15 protein-coding genes and 4 tRNA genes are annotated in these 19,435 nt (G+C 58.7%); all 19 read right to left on the bottom strand.

The features are described from left to right. Positions 1 to 2: 2 nt before the first annotated feature. The gene (fusA, locus tag IRZ56_RS13490) at positions 3 to 2,147 is read right to left on the bottom strand and encodes an elongation factor G (RefSeq protein WP_196145397.1); all 2,145 of its coding nucleotides are present in this window, start codon (positions 2,145 to 2,147) and stop codon (positions 3 to 5) included. Positions 2,148 to 2,177: 30 nt separating this feature from the next. Further along, positions 2,178 to 2,648: a 30S ribosomal protein S7 gene (rpsG, locus tag IRZ56_RS13485; protein WP_003246741.1), complete on the bottom strand. Its 471-nt coding sequence runs from the start codon at positions 2,646 to 2,648 to the stop codon at positions 2,178 to 2,180. 106 nt (positions 2,649 to 2,754) lie between these two features. Further along, complete coding sequence (gene rpsL / locus IRZ56_RS13480; protein ID WP_003257088.1) at positions 2,755 to 3,126, bottom strand: 30S ribosomal protein S12; 372 nt, start codon at positions 3,124 to 3,126, stop codon at positions 2,755 to 2,757. Between the two features lie 210 nt (positions 3,127 to 3,336). After that, positions 3,337 to 7,536 carry a DNA-directed RNA polymerase subunit beta' gene (gene rpoC, locus IRZ56_RS13475; protein WP_196145396.1) on the bottom strand — a complete coding sequence of 1,400 codons (4,200 nt, stop codon included), beginning with the start codon at positions 7,534 to 7,536 and terminating at the stop codon, positions 3,337 to 3,339. A 64-nt stretch (positions 7,537 to 7,600) separates the two neighbouring features. Beyond that, positions 7,601 to 11,674 carry a DNA-directed RNA polymerase subunit beta gene (rpoB, locus tag IRZ56_RS13470; RefSeq protein WP_196145395.1) on the bottom strand — a complete coding sequence of 1,358 codons (4,074 nt, stop codon included), beginning with the start codon at positions 11,672 to 11,674 and terminating at the stop codon, positions 7,601 to 7,603. Positions 11,675 to 11,894: 220 nt separating this feature from the next. After that, positions 11,895 to 12,266 (bottom strand): 50S ribosomal protein L7/L12, encoded by a 372-nt coding sequence (rplL, locus tag IRZ56_RS13465; protein ID WP_043215349.1) that lies wholly within the window; start codon positions 12,264 to 12,266, stop codon positions 11,895 to 11,897. Positions 12,267 to 12,346: 80 nt separating this feature from the next. Then, positions 12,347 to 12,847 carry a 50S ribosomal protein L10 gene (gene rplJ / locus IRZ56_RS13460; RefSeq protein ID WP_084859376.1) on the bottom strand — a complete coding sequence of 167 codons (501 nt, stop codon included), beginning with the start codon at positions 12,845 to 12,847 and terminating at the stop codon, positions 12,347 to 12,349. Between the two features lie 200 nt (positions 12,848 to 13,047). Continuing rightward, entirely contained in the window at positions 13,048 to 13,743 is a 696-nt protein-coding gene (gene rplA, locus IRZ56_RS13455; RefSeq protein ID WP_084859378.1) for a 50S ribosomal protein L1, read from the bottom strand. Further along, on the bottom strand, positions 13,743 to 14,174 hold the full coding sequence (rplK, locus tag IRZ56_RS13450; RefSeq protein WP_084859380.1) for a 50S ribosomal protein L11: 432 nt from the start codon (positions 14,172 to 14,174) through the stop codon (positions 13,743 to 13,745). The genes rplA and rplK overlap by 1 nt, the downstream gene beginning before the upstream one ends. A gap of 119 nt (positions 14,175 to 14,293) precedes the next feature. Next, positions 14,294 to 14,827 (bottom strand): transcription termination/antitermination protein NusG, encoded by a 534-nt coding sequence (gene nusG, locus IRZ56_RS13445; RefSeq protein ID WP_011531880.1) that lies wholly within the window; start codon positions 14,825 to 14,827, stop codon positions 14,294 to 14,296. 9 nt (positions 14,828 to 14,836) lie between these two features. Beyond that, positions 14,837 to 15,205, bottom strand: coding sequence for a preprotein translocase subunit SecE (secE, locus tag IRZ56_RS13440; protein WP_196145394.1), 369 nt, complete (start codon positions 15,203 to 15,205; stop codon positions 14,837 to 14,839). Between the two features lie 43 nt (positions 15,206 to 15,248). Next, positions 15,249 to 15,324, bottom strand: a tRNA-Trp gene (locus IRZ56_RS13435). 55 nt (positions 15,325 to 15,379) lie between these two features. Continuing rightward, a complete protein-coding gene (gene tuf / locus IRZ56_RS13430) occupies positions 15,380 to 16,573 on the bottom strand; it encodes an elongation factor Tu (protein WP_196145393.1) in 1,194 nt (397 codons plus the stop codon). Positions 16,574 to 16,653: 80 nt separating this feature from the next. Then, positions 16,654 to 16,729, bottom strand: a tRNA-Thr gene (locus IRZ56_RS13425). A gap of 28 nt (positions 16,730 to 16,757) precedes the next feature. Further along, positions 16,758 to 16,831: transfer RNA gene (locus tag IRZ56_RS13420), tRNA-Gly, on the bottom strand. A 23-nt stretch (positions 16,832 to 16,854) separates the two neighbouring features. After that, positions 16,855 to 16,939 (bottom strand) — tRNA-Tyr (locus IRZ56_RS13415). 144 nt (positions 16,940 to 17,083) lie between these two features. Further along, positions 17,084 to 17,509, bottom strand: coding sequence for a hypothetical protein (locus tag IRZ56_RS13410; RefSeq protein WP_196145392.1), 426 nt, complete (start codon positions 17,507 to 17,509; stop codon positions 17,084 to 17,086). Between the two features lie 7 nt (positions 17,510 to 17,516). Next, on the bottom strand, positions 17,517 to 18,266 hold the full coding sequence (locus tag IRZ56_RS13405) for a pantothenate kinase (protein WP_196145391.1): 750 nt from the start codon (positions 18,264 to 18,266) through the stop codon (positions 17,517 to 17,519). Then, positions 18,256 to 19,215 (bottom strand): bifunctional biotin--[acetyl-CoA-carboxylase] ligase/biotin operon repressor BirA, encoded by a 960-nt coding sequence (birA, locus tag IRZ56_RS13400; protein WP_196145390.1) that lies wholly within the window; start codon positions 19,213 to 19,215, stop codon positions 18,256 to 18,258. The genes IRZ56_RS13405 and birA overlap by 11 nt, the downstream gene beginning before the upstream one ends. Between the last annotated feature and the right edge of the window lie 220 nt (positions 19,216 to 19,435).

The following is a 19,435-nucleotide window of genomic DNA, read 5'->3' as shown; positions in this document are numbered from 1 at the left end:
GATTAGCCTTGTTTTTTAACGAGTGCTTCGACGATGTTCGACGGAGCTTCCGAGTACTTGGAGAATTCCATGGAGTAGCTTGCGCGACCCTGAGACATGGAACGAACGTCGGTCGCATAACCGAACATCTCTCCCAGCGGGACTTCTGCACGGATAACTTTGCCGGAGACGGAGTCATCCATACCCTGGATCAGACCACGACGACGGTTCAGGTCACCCATCACGTCACCCATGTAATCCTCAGGGGTTACTACCTCAACCTTCATGATCGGCTCAAGCACAACACCGCCGCCCTTCTGGGCCAGCTGCTTGGTCGCCATGGAGGCCGCGATCTTGAACGCCATCTCGTTGGAGTCGACGTCATGGTACGAACCGTCGAACACGGTAGCCTTCAGGCCGATCAGAGGATAGCCGGCAACAACGCCGTTCTTCATCTGCTCTTCGATACCCTTCTGGATCGCCGGGATGTATTCCTTAGGAACCACACCGCCAACGACTTCGTTGGTGAAGACCAGGCCTTCGGTGATGTTGCCCTTGTCATCCTGGTCCGGCTCGGAGAAGCGGATCCAGCAGTGACCGAACTGACCACGACCGCCCGACTGACGAACGAACTTGCCTTCGATCTCGACGTTGGACTTGGTGATCTTCTCGCGATAGGAAACCTGCGGCTTGCCGATGTTGGCTTCAACGTTGAACTCGCGCTTCATGCGGTCAACGATGATGTCCAGGTGCAGCTCACCCATACCGGAGATGATGGTCTGGCCGGTTTCTTCGTCGGTCTTGACGCGGAACGACGGGTCTTCCTGGGCCAGCTTGCCCAGCGCGATACCCATCTTTTCCTGGTCTTGCTTGGTCTTCGGCTCAACAGACAGCGAGATCACTGGCTCTGGGAAGTCCATGCGCTCAAGGATGATTGGCTTGTCGGCGTCGCACAGGGTTTCACCGGTGGTGACGTCTTTCATGCCGATCAGGGCCGCGATGTCGCCAGCGCGAACTTCCTTGATCTCTTCACGCTGGTTGGCGTGCATCTGCACCATACGACCAACGCGCTCTTTCTTGCCTTTTACCGAGTTGATGACCGAGTCACCGGAGCTCAGAACGCCCGAGTACACGCGAACGAAGGTCAGGGTACCTACGAACGGGTCGGTAGCGATCTTGAACGCCAGAGCCGAGAACGGCTCGTTGTCGTCAGCATGACGCTCGTCGTGACGAACGGCAGGATCGTCCTTGGCCAGGTCTTTGTCGTCCGGGTTGATACCCTGGATGGCAGGGATCTCGGTCGGAGCCGGCAGGAAGTCGATGACGGCGTCCAGAACCAGGGGAACGCCCTTGTTCTTGAACGAGGAGCCGCAGACAGCAGGAACGATCTCGCTCGCCAGGGTACGGGCGCGCAGACCAGCCTTGATCTCTTCGACGGACAGGTCACCTTCTTCAAGGTACTTGTTCATCAGCTCTTCGTTGGCTTCGGCGGCGGCTTCAACCATGTTGCTGCGCCACTCGGTGGCCAGGTCCAGCATATCGGCCGGAATTTCTTCCTCGCGATAGGTGGTGCCCTTGTCGTCTTCGTTCCAGTAGATGGCTTTCATCTTGATCAGGTCGACCTGACCCTGGAAGTTGTCTTCTGCACCGATAGCCAGCTGGATTGGAACCGGGGTGTGGCCCAGGCGGTTCTTGATCTGGCCGACAACGCGCAGGAAGTTGGCACCGGCACGGTCCATCTTGTTCACGTAGACAACACGTGGAACGCCGTACTTGTTGGCCTGACGCCATACGGTTTCGGACTGCGGCTCAACGCCGGAGGTACCGCAGAATACGACGACCGCGCCGTCGAGTACACGCAGCGAACGCTCTACTTCAATAGTGAAGTCAACGTGGCCGGGGGTATCGATGACGTTTACGCGGTAGTTGTCGTACTGACCACGGGAGCCTTTCCAGAAGGTGGTAACGGCAGCGGAGGTAATGGTGATACCGCGCTCTTGCTCTTGCACCATCCAGTCGGTGGTCGCGGCGCCGTCATGCACCTCGCCCATCTTGTGGCTCAGACCTGTGTAGAACAGGATCCGCTCGGTAGTGGTAGTCTTGCCCGCATCGACGTGCGCGCAGATACCGATGTTACGGTAGCGGTTAATAGCTGTAGTACGAGCCATAAAGCCCTCGCAAAAAAATTGATGCTTGAATTAGAAGCGGTAGTGCGAGAACGCCTTGTTGGCTTCGGCCATACGGTGCACGTCTTCACGCTTCTTGACTGCAGCACCCTTGCCTTCGGCAGCATCCAGCAGTTCACCAGCCAGGCGCAGCGCCATGGACTTCTCGCCACGCTTACGGGCGTAGTCTACGAGCCAGCGCATTGCCAGAGCGTTACGACGGGATGGGCGAACTTCAACCGGAACCTGGTAAGTGGCACCGCCGACACGGCGGGACTTTACTTCGACCAGCGGAGCGATGGCGTCGAGAGCTTTCTCGAAGATTTCCAGGGGGTCGCTGTTCTTGCGTGCTTTGACGGTATCCAGGGCACCGTAAACGATGCGCTCGGCTACGGCCTTCTTGCCGCTTTCCATCACGTGGTTCATGAACTTGGCGAGGATCTGGGATCCGTACTTCGGATCGTCCAGGATCTCACGTTTTGCTGCTACACGACGTCTTGGCATGATAAGCCCTCAAACGGTCTTCAGGTTAGCCCGGGACGTGGGTCTTCGACCCCTGCCCGACCTTACTCTTATCGACTCAAAAAATTGGATGTCTGCAAACGGCCGATTACTTCGGACGCTTGGTACCGTACTTGGAACGACCCTGGTTACGGCCTTTGACGCCCGAAGTATCCAGAGAACCGCGAACGGTGTGGTAACGAACACCTGGCAAGTCTTTTACACGGCCGCCACGGATCAGGACGACGCTGTGCTCTTGCAGGTTGTGGCCTTCACCACCGATGTACGAGGAAACCTCGAAACCGTTGGTCAGACGCACACGGCATACTTTACGCAGTGCCGAGTTAGGTTTTTTCGGCGTGGTGGTGTACACGCGGGTGCACACGCCACGACGCTGCGGGCAGTTCTGCAGCGCAGGTACGTCGGATTTCTCGACGGTACGCTTACGCGGCTGACGTACCAGCTGGTTGATAGTTGCCATCTACTAGCTCCACTGATTGTCTTGCGACGCTATTGTCTTGCAAGAAAGCCAAAAATTGGCGAGACGGAGCCTCACCAAATTTAAGGGTACAAAAGTCTAAAGAGGATCTTGCACCCAGTCAAGACGAGGCCCCGGCCCTCCTCGCCCGGTCATCGGCAACAATTCATGTCACCGATGCCCTGCAGGATGAACCGGGGCCCTGCCCTGTTCTCAGTTACCGCTGGAGTTCAGCGCTTCGGTCAGTGCGGCTTCCACCTCACTGGCGCTCACACGCAGCGGCTTGTCGGCATCACGGCGACGCTTGCGCTCGCTGTGGTAGGCCAGACCGGTACCGGCCGGGATCAGACGACCCACGACCACGTTCTCTTTCAGGCCGCGCAGGTAGTCGCGCTTGCCAGTGACGGCCGCTTCGGTCAGAACGCGGGTGGTTTCCTGGAAAGAAGCCGCGGAGATGAACGATTCGGTCGACAGCGACGCCTTGGTGATACCCAGCAGAACACGCGAGAACTTCGAGACGAACTTGTCCTCGGCGGCGAGACGCTCGTTCTCGACCAGCACTTGGGTCAGTTCCATCTGGTCGCCCTTGATGAAGCTGGAATCGCCGGACTCGGTGATCTCAACCTTACGCAGCATCTGACGCAGGATGGTCTCGATGTGCTTGTCGTTGATCTTCACGCCCTGCAGGCGGTAAACGTCCTGGATCTCGTTGACGATGTACTTGGCCAGCGCGCTTACACCCAGCAGACGCAGGATGTCGTGCGGATCGCTCGGGCCGTCGGAGATGACTTCGCCGCGGTTTACCTGTTCGCCTTCGAAGACGTTCAGGTGGCGCCACTTCGGAATCAGCTCTTCGTACGGCTCGCTGCCATCGGTCGGGGTGATCACCAGACGGCGCTTGCCCTTGGTTTCTTTACCGAAGGCAATGGTGCCGCTGACTTCAGCCAGGATCGACGCTTCTTTCGGACGACGCGCTTCGAACAGGTCGGCAACGCGCGGCAGACCACCGGTGATGTCACGGGTCTTGGACGTTTCCTGCGGAATACGCGCGATAACGTCACCCACACCGATCTGTGCACCGTCAGCCACACCGACGAGGGCGTTGGCCGGCAGGAAGTACTGGGCAGGTACGTCGGTACCTGGCAGGTACAGGTCCTTGCCAGCGGCGTCGACCATCTTGATCGCCGGACGGATTTCCTTGCCGGCGGCAGGGCGATCCTTGACGTCCATCACTTCGATATTGGTCAGACCGGTCAATTCGTCGGTCTGACGCTTGATGGTGATGCCTTCTTCCATGCCCACGAAGGTCACGGTACCTTTCAGCTCGGTCACGATCGGGTGGGTGTGCGGGTCCCACTTGGCGACGATGGCGCCAGCCTCGACCTTCTCACCTTCCTTGACCGAAATCACCGCACCGTATGGCAGCTTGTAGCGCTCACGCTCACGGCCGAACTCGTCGGCAATGGCCAGCTCGCCGGAACGCGATACGGCAACCAGGTTGCCATCGGCACGTTCGACCTGCTTGAGGTTGTGCAGACGCACCATGCCGCCGTTCTTCACCTGGACGCTGTCGGCAGCCGAGGTACGGCTTGCAGCACCACCGATGTGGAAGGTACGCATGGTCAGCTGGGTACCCGGCTCACCGATCGACTGGGCAGCGATAACGCCGACAGCCTCACCGATGTTCACCTGGTGACCGCGAGCCAGGTCGCGACCGTAGCACTTGGCGCAGATGCCGTAGCGGGTTTCGCAGCTGATCGGCGAACGCACGACCACTTCGTCGATGCTGTTCAGCTCGATGAACTCGACCCACTTCTCGTCGACCAGGGTACCCGCCGGAACGATGACGTCCTCGGTGCCCGGCTTGAACACGTCTCGGGCGATGACACGACCCAGTACGCGCTCACCCAGCGGCTCGACAACGTCGCCGCCTTCGATGTGCGGGGTCATGACCAGGCCCTGGTCGGTGCCGCAGTCGATCTCGGTCACGACCAGATCCTGGGCCACGTCAACCAGACGACGGGTCAGGTAACCGGAGTTCGCGGTCTTCAGTGCGGTATCCGCCAGACCTTTACGAGCACCGTGGGTCGAAATGAAGTACTGCAGAACGCTCAGGCCTTCACGGAAGTTCGCGGTGATCGGCGTCTCGATGATGGAGCCGTCCGGCTTGGCCATCAGGCCACGCATACCGGCCAGCTGACGGATCTGGGCCGCGGAACCCCGCGCACCGGAGTCAGCCATCATGTACATCGAGTTGAAGGATTCCTGCTCGACTTCATTGCCTTCGCGGTCAATGACCTTCTCTTTCGAGAGGTTGGCCATCATCGCCTTGGACACTTCATCGTTCGCCTTCGACCACAAGTCGATGACCTTGTTGTACTTCTCGCCCTGGGTTACCAGGCCGGAGGCGTACTGGCTCTCGATTTCCTTCACTTCGTCGGTAGCGGTACCGATGATGCGGGCTTTCTCGTCCGGGATAACGAAGTCGTTGACACCGATCGATACGCCGGAAATGGTCGAGTAGGCAAAGCCGGTGTACATCAGCTGGTCGGCGAAGATAACGGTTTCCTTCAGACCCACCACGCGGTAGCACTGGTTGATCAGCTTGGAAATCGCCTTCTTCTTCATCGACTGGTTGACGACGTCGAACGGCAGGCCAGCAGGTACTACCTGGAACAGCAGCGCACGGCCGACGGTAGTGTCGACGATACGGGTGTTCTTGGTGATGCTGCCGTCACGGTCCTTCACGGTCTCGTTGATACGGACCTTGATCTTGGCGTGCAGCGCTGCCTCGCCGGCGCGGAATACGCGGTCGACTTCCTGCAGGTCAGCGAACACACGGCCTTCGCCCTTGGCGTTGATGGCTTCACGGGTCATGTAGTAGAGACCCAGAACCACGTCCTGCGAAGGAACGATGATCGGCTCGCCGTTGGCAGGCGACAGGATGTTGTTGGTCGACATCATCAGCGCACGCGCTTCCAGCTGGGCTTCCAGCGTCAGCGGTACGTGAACGGCCATCTGGTCACCGTCGAAGTCGGCGTTGTACGCAGCACACACCAACGGGTGCAGCTGGATTGCCTTGCCTTCGATCAGCACCGGCTCGAACGCCTGGATACCCAGACGGTGGAGGGTCGGTGCACGGTTGAGCAGTACGGGGTGTTCGCGGATCACCTCGGCCAGGACGTCCCAGACCTCCGGCAGCTCACGCTCGACCATCTTCTTGGCAGCCTTGATGGTGGTCGCCAGACCACGCATTTCCAGCTTGCCGAAAATGAACGGCTTGAACAGCTCCAGGGCCATCTTCTTCGGCAGACCGCACTGGTGCAGGCGCAGGGTCGGACCTACGGTAATTACCGAACGGCCGGAGTAGTCCACGCGCTTACCGAGCAGGTTCTGACGGAAGCGACCTTGCTTACCTTTGATCATGTCGGCCAGGGACTTCAGCGGACGCTTGTTCGAGCCAGTGATGGCGCGACCGCGACGGCCGTTGTCCAGCAGGGCGTCGACCGCTTCCTGCAGCATGCGCTTTTCGTTGCGCACGATGATGTCCGGCGCCGACAGATCCAGCAGGCGCTTCAGACGGTTGTTACGGTTGATCACCCGGCGGTACAGGTCGTTCAGGTCGGAAGTCGCGAAGCGACCGCCGTCCAGCGGAACCAGCGGACGCAGGTCTGGCGGCAGAACCGGCAGAACGGTCAGGACCATCCACTCAGGCAGGTTGCCCGAGCCCTGGAAAGCTTCCATCAGCTTCAGGCGCTTGGACAGCTTCTTGATCTTGGTTTCCGAGTTGGTCTGCGGAATCTCTTCGCGCAGGCGGCCGATCTCGTGCTCCAGGTCGATCGCGTGCAGCAGCTCGCGGACAGCCTCGGCACCCATGCGGGCGTCGAAATCGTCACCGAACTCTTCCAGCGCCTCGAAGTACTGCTCGTCGTTCAGCAGCTGGCCCTTTTCCAGGGTGGTCATGCCCGGGTCGATAACGACATAGCTCTCGAAATAGAGCACGCGCTCGATGTCACGCAGGGTCATGTCCATCAGCAGGCCGATACGGGACGGCAGCGACTTCAGGAACCAGATGTGGGCAACCGGCGAGGCCAGCTCGATGTGCGCCATGCGCTCACGACGAACCTTGGCCAGGGCGACTTCGACGCCGCACTTCTCACAGATCACACCGCGGTGCTTGAGGCGCTTGTACTTGCCGCACAGGCACTCGTAGTCCTTGACTGGGCCAAAGATCTTGGCGCAGAACAGGCCGTCACGCTCAGGTTTGAACGTACGGTAGTTGATGGTTTCCGGCTTCTTAACTTCACCGAACGACCACGAACGGATCATTTCAGGCGACGCCAGACCGATGCGGATGGCGTCGAACTCTTCGACTTGACCCTGGTTTTTCAGCAAATTCAGTAGGTCTTTCAAGGCCTTTCCTCCTGGCGGAGCAGGAAGCGGGCATTACCTGCCCCGCTCCCCTTCGCGTCACGTGTTATTCGGTTTCCAGATCGATATCGATACCGAGCGAACGGATCTCTTTGATCAACACGTTGAAGGACTCGGGCATGCCCGGCTCCATACGGTGATCGCCATCCACGATGTTCTTATACATCTTGGTACGGCCGTTCACGTCGTCCGACTTCACTGTGAGCATTTCTTGCAGGGTGTATGCCGCGCCGTATGCTTCCAGCGCCCACACTTCCATCTCCCCGAAACGCTGACCACCGAACTGTGCCTTACCACCCAGCGGCTGCTGGGTAACCAGGCTGTACGAACCAGTGGAACGCGCGTGCATCTTGTCGTCCACCAAGTGGTTCAGCTTGAGCATGTACATGTAACCCACGGTTACAGGACGCTCGAACTTGTTGCCGGTACGGCCGTCGAACAGGACCATCTGGCCGCTCTCAGGCATGTCGGCCAGCTTCAGCATGGCCTTGATCTCGCGCTCCTTGGCACCATCGAAGACTGGGGTAGCCATCGGCACGCCCTTCTTCAGGTTGTTGGCCAGGGCGAGGATCTCTTCGTCCGAGAACTCGTCCAGGTTTTCCTGGCGACCACCGATCTCGTTGTAGACCTCGGTCAGGAAGCTGCGCAGCTCAGCGGCCTTGCGCTGTTCTTCGATCATGCGATCGATCTTCTCGCCCAGGCCCTTGGCCGCGAGGCCCAGGTGGGTTTCGAGGATCTGACCGACGTTCATACGCGAAGGTACGCCCAGCGGGTTCAGGACGACGTCCACCGGAGTACCGTTGGCGTCGTGCGGCATGTCTTCGACCGGCATGATCACCGAGACCACACCCTTGTTACCGTGACGACCGGCCATCTTGTCACCCGGCTGGATGCGACGGCGGATAGCCAGGTAGACCTTGACGATCTTCAGTACGCCCGGTGCCAGGTCATCGCCTTGCTGCAGCTTGCGCTTCTTGTCTTCGAACTTGTCGTCCAGCAGGCGGCGGCGATCGACGATGTACTGCTGAGCTTTTTCCAGCTGCTCGTTCAGTGCATCTTCGGCCATGCGCAGTTTGAACCACTGACCGTGCTCCAGACCGTTCAGGACTTCGTCGGTGATCACGGTGCCTTTCTTCAGACCCGCACCACCGTCGACCACCTGGCCGTTCAGGGCAGCGCGCAGACGCTCGAAGGTCGCACCTTCAACGATGCGGAACTCTTCGTTGAGGTCCTTGCGGATCTCGTCCAGCTGCATCTTCTCGATGGCCAGGGCGCGGCTGTCGCGCTCGACGCCGTCACGGGTGAAGACCTGGACGTCGATGACGGTACCCTTGGTGCCGGTCGGCACGCGCAGGGAGGTGTCCTTAACGTCGCTGGCCTTCTCACCGAAGATCGCGCGCAACAGTTTTTCTTCCGGCGTCAGCTGGGTCTCGCCTTTCGGGGTGACCTTGCCGACCAGAATGTCGCCAGCGCCGACTTCGGCACCTACGTAGACGATACCGGCTTCGTCCAGCTTGTTCAGCGCAGCCTCACCCACGTTCGGGATGTCCGCGGTGATTTCCTCTGGGCCAAGCTTGGTGTCACGGGCCACACAGGTCAGTTCCTGGATGTGGATGGTGGTGAAGCGGTCTTCCTGGACCACACGCTCGGACAGGCAGATGGAGTCTTCGAAGTTGAAGCCGTTCCACGCCATGAACGCGATGCGCATGTTCTGACCCAGCGCCAGTTCGCCCATGTCGGTGGACGGACCGTCGGCCATGATGTCGCCACGCGCGACCACGTCACCCTTGCTCACCAACGGACGCTGGTTGATGCAGGTGTTCTGGTTCGAACGGGTGTACTTGGTCAGGTTGTAGATATCCACACCTGCTTCGCCGGTCTCGACTTCGTCGTCGGCCACGCGAACCACGATACGGCTGGCATCGACCGAGTCGATCACGCCACCGCGGCGGGCCACGACGCAGACGCCGGAGTCACGGGCAACGTTGCGCTCCATGCCGGTACCTACCAGCGGCTTGTCGGCGCGCAGGGTCGGAACAGCCTGACGCTGCATGTTCGAACCCATCAATGCACGGTTGGCGTCGTCGTGCTCGAGGAACGGAATCAACGAGGCAGCGACGGAAACAACCTGCTTCGGCGAAACGTCCATCAGGGTGACGTCTTCCGGCGCCTTGACGGTGAATTCGTTCAGGTGACGGACCGCTACCAGCTCGTCGATCAGTTGCTTCTTCTCGTTCATCGCGGCCGAGGCCTGGGCGATGACGTGATCGGCTTCTTCGATGGCGGACAGGAAGACGATGTCGTCGGTGACCACACCCTCTTTCACCACGCGGTACGGGCTTTCCAGGAAGCCGTACTGGTTGGTGCGGGCGTAGGCCGCCAGGGAGTTGATCAGACCGATGTTCGGACCTTCAGGGGTTTCGATCGGGCACACGCGACCATAGTGGGTCGGGTGTACGTCACGAACCTCGAAGCCAGCACGCTCACGGGTCAGACCGCCTGGGCCGAGTGCGGAGACACGGCGCTTGTGGGTGATCTCGGAGAGCGGGTTGTTCTGGTCCATGAACTGCGAGAGCTGGCTGGAACCGAAGAACTCCTTCACCGCCGCCGCGACCGGCTTGGCGTTGATCAGGTCCTGCGGCATCAGGCCTTCGCTTTCAGCCATCGACAGGCGTTCCTTGACCGCGCGCTCTACACGCACCAGGCCAACGCGGAACTGGTTCTCGGCCATCTCGCCGACGCAACGAACGCGACGGTTACCCAGGTGGTCGATGTCATCGACGATACCCTTGCCGTTACGGATGTCGACCAGGGTCTTGAGCACGTCGACGATGTCTTCCTTGCTCAGCACGCCCGAACCTTCGATCTCGGTACGACCGATACGACGGTTGAACTTCATGCGGCCCACGGCGGACAGATCGTAACGCTCGGCGCTGAAGAACAGGTTGTTGAACAGGGTCTCGGCGGCATCCTTGGTTGGCGGCTCGCCTGGACGCATCATGCGGTAGATTTCGACCAGGGCTTCCAGCTGGTTGCTGGTGGTGTCGATCTTCAGGGTATCGGAGATGAACGGGCCGCAGTCGATGTCGTTGGTGTACAGGGTCTCGATGCGGACGACCTGCGCCTTGGCAACCTTGATCAGCAGCTCGGTGGTCAGCTCGGTGTTGCACTCGGCCAGGATCTCGCCAGTGGCCGGATGCACAATGGCCTTGGCGGTGGTACGGCCCAGGACGTATTCCATTGGAACGTCCAGCTGTTTTACGCCGGCCTTCTCGAGCTGGTTGATGTGGCGCGCGGTAATACGGCGGCCCTGCTCGACGATAACCTTGCCACTGCCGTCATGGATGTCCATGACCGCGACTTCACCACGCAGACGCTGAGGGACCAGTTCCAGGCTGAGTTTTTCGCCGGAAACGTGGAACACGTTGGTGGTGTAGAAGGTGTTGAGGACTTCCTCGGTGCTGTAGCCCAGGGCACGCAGCAGTACCGAAGCCGGCAGCTTGCGGCGACGGTCGATACGTACGAACACGCAGTCCTTCGGATCGAACTCGAAGTCCAACCAGGAGCCGCGGTAAGGAATGATGCGGGCGGAGTACAGCAGCTTGCCGGAGCTGTGAGTCTTGCCACGGTCGTGGTCGAAGAACACACCTGGCGAGCGGTGCAGCTGGGAAACGATAACACGCTCGGTACCGTTGATAACGAAGGTACCGTTTTCAGTCATCAGGGGGATTTCACCCATGTAGACTTCTTGCTCTTTGATGTCCTTGATCGCTTTGTTCGACGATTCCTTGTCGAAGATGATCAGGCGCACCTTCACACGCAGCGGGACAGCGAACGTCACGCCACGCAGGACACATTCCTTCACATCGAAAGCCGGCTCGCCCAGGCGATAGCCGACGTACTCCAGGGCAGCATTGCCGGAGTAGCTGATGATCGGGAATACCGATTTGAAGGCCGCGTGCAGGCCGACGTCGCGGAACTGATCCTTGGATGCTCCCGCCTGCAGGAATTCGCGATACGAATCCAGCTGGATGGCCAGGAGGTAAGGCACATCCATGACGTCCGGCAACTTGCTAAAGTCCTTGCGGATACGTTTTTTCTCAGTGTATGAGTAAGCCATCAGCGTTCCCCAGCTTGGTCACCTGCTTGTTTGGCTCCTCCCGAGCGGGAGCAGCCAGAAAATCTGCAAACCCCATGGTTTGCACACCCTCTTGGGTGTTCTTGCAGCACGTTATCGGGGCCGACCTGATCGGCCACCAATAACGGAAAAAGGCCGGTGGCATAAGCCACCAGCCGTCAGCCTTTTGCTTAACGCTCGGGCTGGAGTCGCAAAGTCGAAATTACTTCAGCTCGACTTTAGCGCCTGCTTCTTCCAGCTTCTTCTTGGCGTCTTCAGCGGCTTCTTTCGAAACGCCTTCAGCGATCACAGCAGGAGCGCCGTCAACTTTCTCTTTGGCTTCTTTCAGGCCCAGACCGGTCAGTTCACGAACGGCCTTGATCACGTTGACTTTCTTGTCGCCGGCTTCGGCCAGAACAACGTTGAACTCGGTCTGCTCTTCAGCAGCGGCAGCAGCGCCACCAGCAGGGGCAGCAGCAACAGCGGCAGCAGCGGTAACGCCGAAGGTTTCTTCCATCGCTTTGATCAGTTCAACAATTTCCAGAACGGTTTTCTGGCCGATCGCTTCGATGATTTGCTCGTTAGTCAGAGACATGACTATGAATTCCTGTATTGGGGTGACAGCCTACGCGGCCATCAAATTAAACGTTTGATTTCGAAAGAGACTGCGCGGCCTTAGGCAGCAGCGGCTTCTTTCTGGTCGCGCAGAGCAGCCAGGGTACGAGCCAGCTTGCTGGTTGCACCTTGGATCACGCTCATCAGCTGTGCGATAGCCTCGTCGCGAGTTGGCAGAGTTGCCAGCACGTCGATCTGGTTAGCGGCAAGGAACTTGCCGTCGAACGCAGCTGCCTTGATCTCGAACTTGTCCTGACCCTTGGCGAACTCTTTGAACAGACGAGCAGCAGCGCCCGGGTGTTCGTTGGAGAAAGCGATCAGGGTCGGGCCTTTGAACGCGTCGTTGAGGACCGAGTACTCGGTGCCTTCAACAGCGCGCTTGAGCAGGGTGTTACGTACGACACGTACGTAAACGCCAGCTTCGCGGGCCTCTTTACGGAGTCCGGTCATTGCGCCTACAGTCACACCACGGGCATCGGCCACGACAGCGGACAGAGCGACTTTGGCAGCCTCGTTGACTTCAGCGACGATGGCCTTCTTGTCTTCGAGTTTAATTGCCACGGGTTTACTCCTGGTTTTTACCGTTTCATCCAGCCGAGGCCGGATGTCGTTTTGGTGTCTGATTCGGTAACGAATCGGGAGCACCATCTGCGTAGGCTTGTGGTTTAAGGCTTGCGCCGCCTACGGTCTTGGATAGCCCCCGCCAGGCAGGGACCCCAATTTTCAGCAGCCGGCGCGGACAAGGCCGCGCCGGCCGAGCATTACACGTTCAGCGAGCTCTGATCGATGATCAGACCTGGGCCCATAGTGGTGCTCAGGGTAACGCGCTTGACGTAGATACCTTTCGAGGAAGCCGGCTTGATACGCTTCAGATCGGCGATCAGGGCTTCAACGTTTTCCTTCAGCTTGCCAGCTTCGAAGCCGACCTTGCCAACGGAGGTGTGGATGATACCGTTCTTGTCGGTACGGTAGCGCACCTGACCAGCCTTGGCGTTCTTGACGGCGCCGGCTACGTCTGGAGTCACAGTACCCACTTTCGGGTTTGGCATCAGGCCGCGAGGACCCAGGACCTGACCCAGCTGACCCACAACGCGCATGGCATCAGGCGATGCGATGACGACGTCATAGTTCAGGTCGCCGCCTTTCATTTCGGCAGCCAGATCGTCCATACCTACGCGGTCAGCGCCGGCAGCCAGAGCAGCTTCAGCAGCTGGACCCTGGGTGAAGACGGCTACGCGAACGGTTTTGCCAGTGCCGTGCGGCAGCACGGTAGCGCTGCGAACGACTTGGTCGGATTTACGCGGGTCAACACCGAGGTTGACGGCGATGTCGTAGGACTCGACAAACTTGGCAGCCGGCAGCGAAGCCAGCAGATTGGCGGCCTCTTCGAAGTTGTAGGCCTTGCCTGCTTCGATTTTCTCGGCGATAGCCTTTTGGCGCTTAGTCAGCTTAGCCATTACACACCCTCCACGTTCAGGCCCATGCTGCGGGCAGAGCCGGCGATGGTGCGCACAGCTGCATCCAGGTCAGCGGCAGTCAGATCAGCCTGCTTGGTCTTGGCGATCTCTTCCAGCTGAGCACGGGTAACGGTACCGACCTTGACGGTGTTCGGGCGAGCCGAACCGCTAGCCAGGCCAGCAGCTTTCTTCAGCAGAACCGAGGCAGGGGTGCTCTTGGTTTCGAAGGTGAAGCTACGGTCACTGTAGACAGTGATGATCACTGGAGTCGGCAGACCTGGCTCTTGACCCTGAGTACGGGCGTTGAAGGCCTTGCAGAATTCCATGATGTTCACGCCGTGCTGACCCAGTGCTGGACCGACGGGTGGGCTTGGGTTGGCCTGGCCGGCCTTAACTTGCAGCTTGATGTAAGCCTGAATCTTCTTAGCCATGAGCTACTCCAAAATCGGGTACGAACGCCAGATGGCTCCCCGTATGACTTGCGTTTTATCCCAGTGACGACAAAACCCCGCAGCACATAGGGCTGCGGGGTATGGGATGCGTCGTTCGCCTAGACCTTCTCGACCTGGCTGAACTCGAGCTCCACCGGAGTAGAGCGACCGAAAATGAGCACTGCAACCTGCAAGCGACTCTTTTCATAGTTAACTTCTTCGACACTGCCATTGAAGTCAGCGAAGGGACCGTCAATGACGCGAACCACTTCACCCGGCTCGAACAGCGTCTTCGGCTTCGGCTTGTCGCTACCGTCGGCGACGCGACGTAGGATAGCTTCAGCTTCTTTATCGGTGATCGGCGCAGGTTTGTCTGCGGTACCACCAATGAAACCCATAACACGAGGGGTGTCCTTGACGAGGTGCCAAGTCCCTTCGTTCATTTCCATCTGGACCAATACATAGCCAGGGAAGAACTTGCGCTCGCTCTTGCGCTTCTGGCCGTTGCGCATTTCGACGACTTCTTCGGTCGGGACCAGGATCTCGCCGAACTCGTCTTCCATGCCAGCCAGCTTGACGCGCTCGATCAGAGAGCGCATGACATGCTTCTCGTAACCCGAGTAAGCATGCACGACGTACCAACGCTTAGCCACGGGACACCCTTAGCCAACAATCAAGGAGACCGCCCAGCCGAGCAGGGAATCAAGACCCCACAGCAGCAGCGCCATAACCAACACGACGACCACGACAATGAGCGTGGTCTGAGTGGTTTCCTGGCGGGTCGGCCACACGACTTTACGGATCTCAGCACGAGCTTCCTTCGCCAGCGTAAAGAACGACTTACCCTTCGCAGTCTGCAAGGCAACAAAGCCTGCAACGGCAGCCAGGGCGAGAAGTGCAAGGACGCGATACAGGATTGGAGCTGCGGAGTAATACTGATTACCCACAACACCAACGACCACCAACACTACAACAGCCAGCCACTTGAACAGATCAAAACGCGATTCTTGGGCTTCAGTTTTGGGAGTCATCGAGGAGGATCCTGTGAGAAGAAAGCCATCACACCGAGGTGAATGGCAGGTCAGGAGGGAATCGAACCCCCAACCTACGGTTTTGGAGACCGTCGCTCTGCCAATTGAGCTACTGACCTTTAACGCTGTATCAGGCCGGCCATTATGCCGGCCTGATCATGAGAAATCAACTACTTATTCAATAATTTTTGCTACGACACCGGCGCCGACGGTACGACCGCCTTCACGGATAGCGAAGCGCAGACCGTCTTCCATTGCGATGGTCTTGATCAGGGTGACAGTCATCTGAATGTTGTCACCTGGCATTACCATTTCAACGCCTTCCGGCAGTTCGCAGTTACCGGTCACGTCAGTGGTACGGAAGTAGAACTGAGGACGGTAGCCTTTGAAGAACGGAGTGTGACGACCGCCTTCTTCCTTCGACAGAACGTAGACTTCTGCGGTGAACTTGGTGTGCGGCTTGACCGAACCCGGCTTGACCAGAACCTGACCACGCTCAACGTCGTCACGCTTGGTACCACGCAGCAGAACGCCGCAGTTCTCGCCAGCACGACCTTCGTCCAGCAGCTTGCGGAACATCTCAACACCGGTGCAGGTGGTGGTGCTGGTTTCACGCAGACCAACGATTTCCAGCGGATCCTGAACGCGGACGATACCACGCTCGATACGACCGGTAACAACGGTACCACGACCCGAGATCGAGAAGACGTCTTCGATCGGCATCAGGAACGGCTGGTCAACGGCACGAACTGGCTCAGGGATGTAGGCATCCAGAGTTTCAACCAGCTTCTTGACAGCGCTGGTACCCATTTCGTTGTCGTCTTTGCCTTCCAGAGCCATACGAGCCGAACCGATGATGATCGGGGTGTCGTCGCCTGGGAAGTCGTAGGTGGACAGCAGGTCGCGAACTTCCATCTCGACCAGTTCCAGCAGCTCAGCGTCGTCTACCAGGTCAGCCTTGTTCAGGAAGACCACGATGTATGGAACGCCAACCTGACGGGACAGCAGGATGTGCTCACGGGTTTGTGGCATCGGACCATCGGCGGCCGAGCAAACCAGGATCGCGCCGTCCATCTGGGCAGCACCGGTGATCATGTTCTTCACGTAGTCAGCGTGACCTGGGCAGTCAACGTGAGCGTAGTGACGAATGTTCGAGTTGTACTCGACGTGAGCGGTGTTGATGGTGATACCGCGCGCTTTTTCTTCCGGAGCCGAGTCGATCTTGTCGAACTCAACGACTGCCGAACCGAAAACTTCGGAGCAGACGCGAGTCAGAGCTGCGGTCAGAGTGGTCTTACCGTGGTCAACGTGGCCGATGGTGCCGACGTTAACGTGGGGAAGGGAACGATCAAACTTTTCCTTAGCCATCGATACAGTCCTCCGCAGAAGAAATAGTCATTACTACTGATAAAACAAAGGCAGATATTTTCATATCTGCCTTGTTTATATGGAGCTCTTGAGCGGACTTGAACCGCTGACCTCACCCTTACCAAGGGTGTGCTCTACCAACTGAGCTACAAGAGCGAAACACATTGTGCAACAACAGCAAACTTGGAGCGGGTAGCGGGAATCGAACCCGCATCATCAGCTTGGAAGGCTGAGGTTCTACCACTAAACTATACCCGCGGAGCTTGCGGCTCTCGCTAAACTGGTGGAGGGGGAAGGATTCGAACCTTCGAAGTCGTAGACGTCAGATTTACAGTCTGATCCCTTTGGCCACTCGGGAACCCCTCCTAAGTGTGGGCGGCATTTTCAACTCTTGCCGTCCTGCTGTCAAGCTTTTTCTCATTAAAATCTTGAGGTTAGCTACTTTGACAACAGCTTCCGGTCCTACCACCTCAGTGGTGTTCCCTGCGAAGCGGGCGCCATTCTATCAAGCTATTCGGCAGTTGCAATACCCTCGCACAAAATAATTTTGTGTTTTAAGTCTTTGAAATCCTTGGAAAGACTGGACAGCACCGCCGAGTCCAGCAAACGCTCGCTTTCAACGGCCACTTTCAGCCAGCGGCCCTCCGCGCCGGGCAGTTGTCCCGCCACCGGCACCGTCGCGATATCCAGGCTCACCAGACGCTGACGCAGGGCCACGAGCTGCTCCTGCGTCGCCACCCCACCCACCACCAGGCATTCTTCACGGCGTTTGGCCGGCGCAGAGGCACCAGTCTCACGCAACAGGCGAATCTCCTGCTGGTTACCTTTATATAAGGAAAGCGGGGCCACTTCCTTGGCCTTCAGCGGCGCTTCCTGCTGGTGCCAGACGTAATAGACGACATTGAGCACCACCAATAGCAGAAACAACCAACGCATAGGCACCTCAATCCAATGGGCAGGCCATGGCCAGACCGACGAAGACCAGGTCGGGTATCACCCGAGCCTGCGGGACCGAATCCTGAACCAGAGGTGCATCACCGCCGGTAAGGAATACGGAGAACGCCTCTCCCCATAACGCACGCGCCTGCTCGATCTGGGTGCGAGCAAATCCCTGCAACATCAATACGCAACCTCGCTCGACCGCTTCGACAGTGGAATGCCCGGGAGCCAGGCTGCTCAAGGCGCGCTCTGCCGAAGCATCGTCGTATCGGATTCTGCGAGTATGCGTGCGCAGTTGGCTGCGCATCAGCGGCATGCCCGGGCAGATATATCCACCGAGGTGCTGGCCGTCGCCAGCCACGAAATCCGCCTTGGCTGCCGTTCCCAGATCGATTACCAGACAGGCGCCTTTCGCCAGATGATAGGCGCCCAATGCGGCGAGCCAACGGTCCATACCCAGGCGTTGGTAGTCGTCGTATCCGTTACGCACGCCTGCCATTTCCTGGGCCGGCTGAGCAACCTGGACCCGCACACCGAAACTCTGCTCCAGATGCGCGCAGAGCACATCGGTTTCGTCTTCGCTGCGCACACTCACCATTCGACAACCGCTCAGCCGCTGACCGGGCAACGCTGCGATCTGGGCCAGCAAGGCCTGGTCGGAATCGACTATGCCGCCGCCGACGATAGTTGCATCGCCGGCATGGATTACCCGCCACTTGATAAAGCTATTACCGCAATCGAGCTCAAGAATCATCACGCAACCTCAAACTGAGCTCTCCTGCACTGAAGCTCTTTTCTACGCCGTCGACCTCGAGGCGCAAGGCCCCCTGCCCATCGACCCCAAGCACCACCCCATCGATACGATTGCTACCCGCAACCAGCGATACCGCTCGCCCTTGCCACAGGTTCGCCTGCTCCCATTCCTCCTGGAATGCCGCAAAACCGTAACGACGATGGCGAGCCAACTCATGCTGAAGTTGTTGGTTGAGCTTTGCAACGAGACGATTGCGATCGATCGTCATTCCCGCCTCACGCCTCATTGACGTCCATTGCTGATCAACCTGGTCGTTGACCTGCATGTTCACATTGATGCCTATACCCAGTACGACATGGCAGACATCTGCTGGGTCTCCCACCAGCTCCAGCAGGATACCCGCGATCTTTTGCTGACCGACCAACAGGTCATTGGGCCACTTCAACCCGACCCCCACCAAACCAAAACCCTGGAGGGTGCGCATCACGGCCAGGCCAACGACCAAACTCAGTCCTTCGAGCTGACGCATACCGCCGTCCACCCGCAGCACCAGACTGTAATAAAGATTTTCGGCGAATGGGCTTATCCATTGGCGCCCTCGCCTTCCCCGACCTGCACTCTGACGCTCGGCCAGCACCACGAACGGCGCAGGTCGCCCTTCGCCAATACAGCGCAAGGCTTCGGCGTTGGTCGAATCGATGGCGTCATGGATCGCGAGCGGCCACGCTTCTCCCTGCGTATATTCGGCGATCGACTGCGATTCGAGCAGGGTAAGCGGAGCAGCCAACTGATAGCCACGACCGCGCACCTTGTGGATAACAAGGTTCAATTCGCTTTCCAGGTGCTGCAGCTGCTTCCACACGGCGCTGCGACTCACCCCCAGTGCTTCCCCCAGGGCCTGCCCGGAATGGAACCGGCCATCCTTGAGGAGATTCAACAACTTCAGCATGCCAGTCTCGACCAGGAATAAGGCTGGCATGATAGCGACGCGTCAGGGGGCTTGCATAGGAAAAGGCAGCAATACAAGACCCATAGGCATGGCCGTGGCCGACCGGCACCCCCTTGTAGGAGCGGCCTCGTGCCGCGAATCGGGCGCGCAGCGGCCGTAGACCCCGGGCGCGGTTATCAGACCCGGAAAGACAAAACCCCTACCTGCTCGCGCAGATAGG

The organism is Pseudomonas guariconensis (genome assembly GCF_015680235.1).
Taxonomy (GTDB): domain Bacteria; phylum Pseudomonadota; class Gammaproteobacteria; order Pseudomonadales; family Pseudomonadaceae; genus Aquipseudomonas; species Aquipseudomonas guariconensis_A.
Note: the sequence above shows the minus strand (reverse complement) of the source record. Positions and strands in the feature narration are given on the sequence as shown.

Coding starts and splice junctions, on each gene's coding strand:
- fusA (WP_196145397.1), bottom strand. CDS start 2,147: ATGGCTCGTACTACAGCTATTAACCGCTACCGTAACATCGGTATCTGC.
- rpsG (WP_003246741.1), bottom strand. CDS start 2,648: ATGCCAAGACGTCGTGTAGCAGCAAAACGTGAGATCCTGGACGATCCG.
- rpsL (WP_003257088.1), bottom strand. CDS start 3,126: ATGGCAACTATCAACCAGCTGGTACGTCAGCCGCGTAAGCGTACCGTC.
- rpoB (WP_196145395.1), bottom strand. CDS start 11,674: ATGGCTTACTCATACACTGAGAAAAAACGTATCCGCAAGGACTTTAGC.
- rplL (WP_043215349.1), bottom strand. CDS start 12,266: ATGTCTCTGACTAACGAGCAAATCATCGAAGCGATCGGCCAGAAAACC.
- rplA (WP_084859378.1), bottom strand. CDS start 13,743: ATGGCTAAGCTGACTAAGCGCCAAAAGGCTATCGCCGAGAAAATCGAA.
- rplK (WP_084859380.1), bottom strand. CDS start 14,174: ATGGCTAAGAAGATTCAGGCTTACATCAAGCTGCAAGTTAAGGCCGGC.
- secE (WP_196145394.1), bottom strand. CDS start 15,205: ATGACTCCCAAAACTGAAGCCCAAGAATCGCGTTTTGATCTGTTCAAG.
- tuf (WP_196145393.1), bottom strand. CDS start 16,573: ATGGCTAAGGAAAAGTTTGATCGTTCCCTTCCCCACGTTAACGTCGGC.
- IRZ56_RS13410 (WP_196145392.1), bottom strand. CDS start 17,509: ATGCGTTGGTTGTTTCTGCTATTGGTGGTGCTCAATGTCGTCTATTAC.
- IRZ56_RS13405 (WP_196145391.1), bottom strand. CDS start 18,266: ATGATTCTTGAGCTCGATTGCGGTAATAGCTTTATCAAGTGGCGGGTA.
- birA (WP_196145390.1), bottom strand. CDS start 19,215: ATGCTGAAGTTGTTGAATCTCCTCAAGGATGGCCGGTTCCATTCCGGG.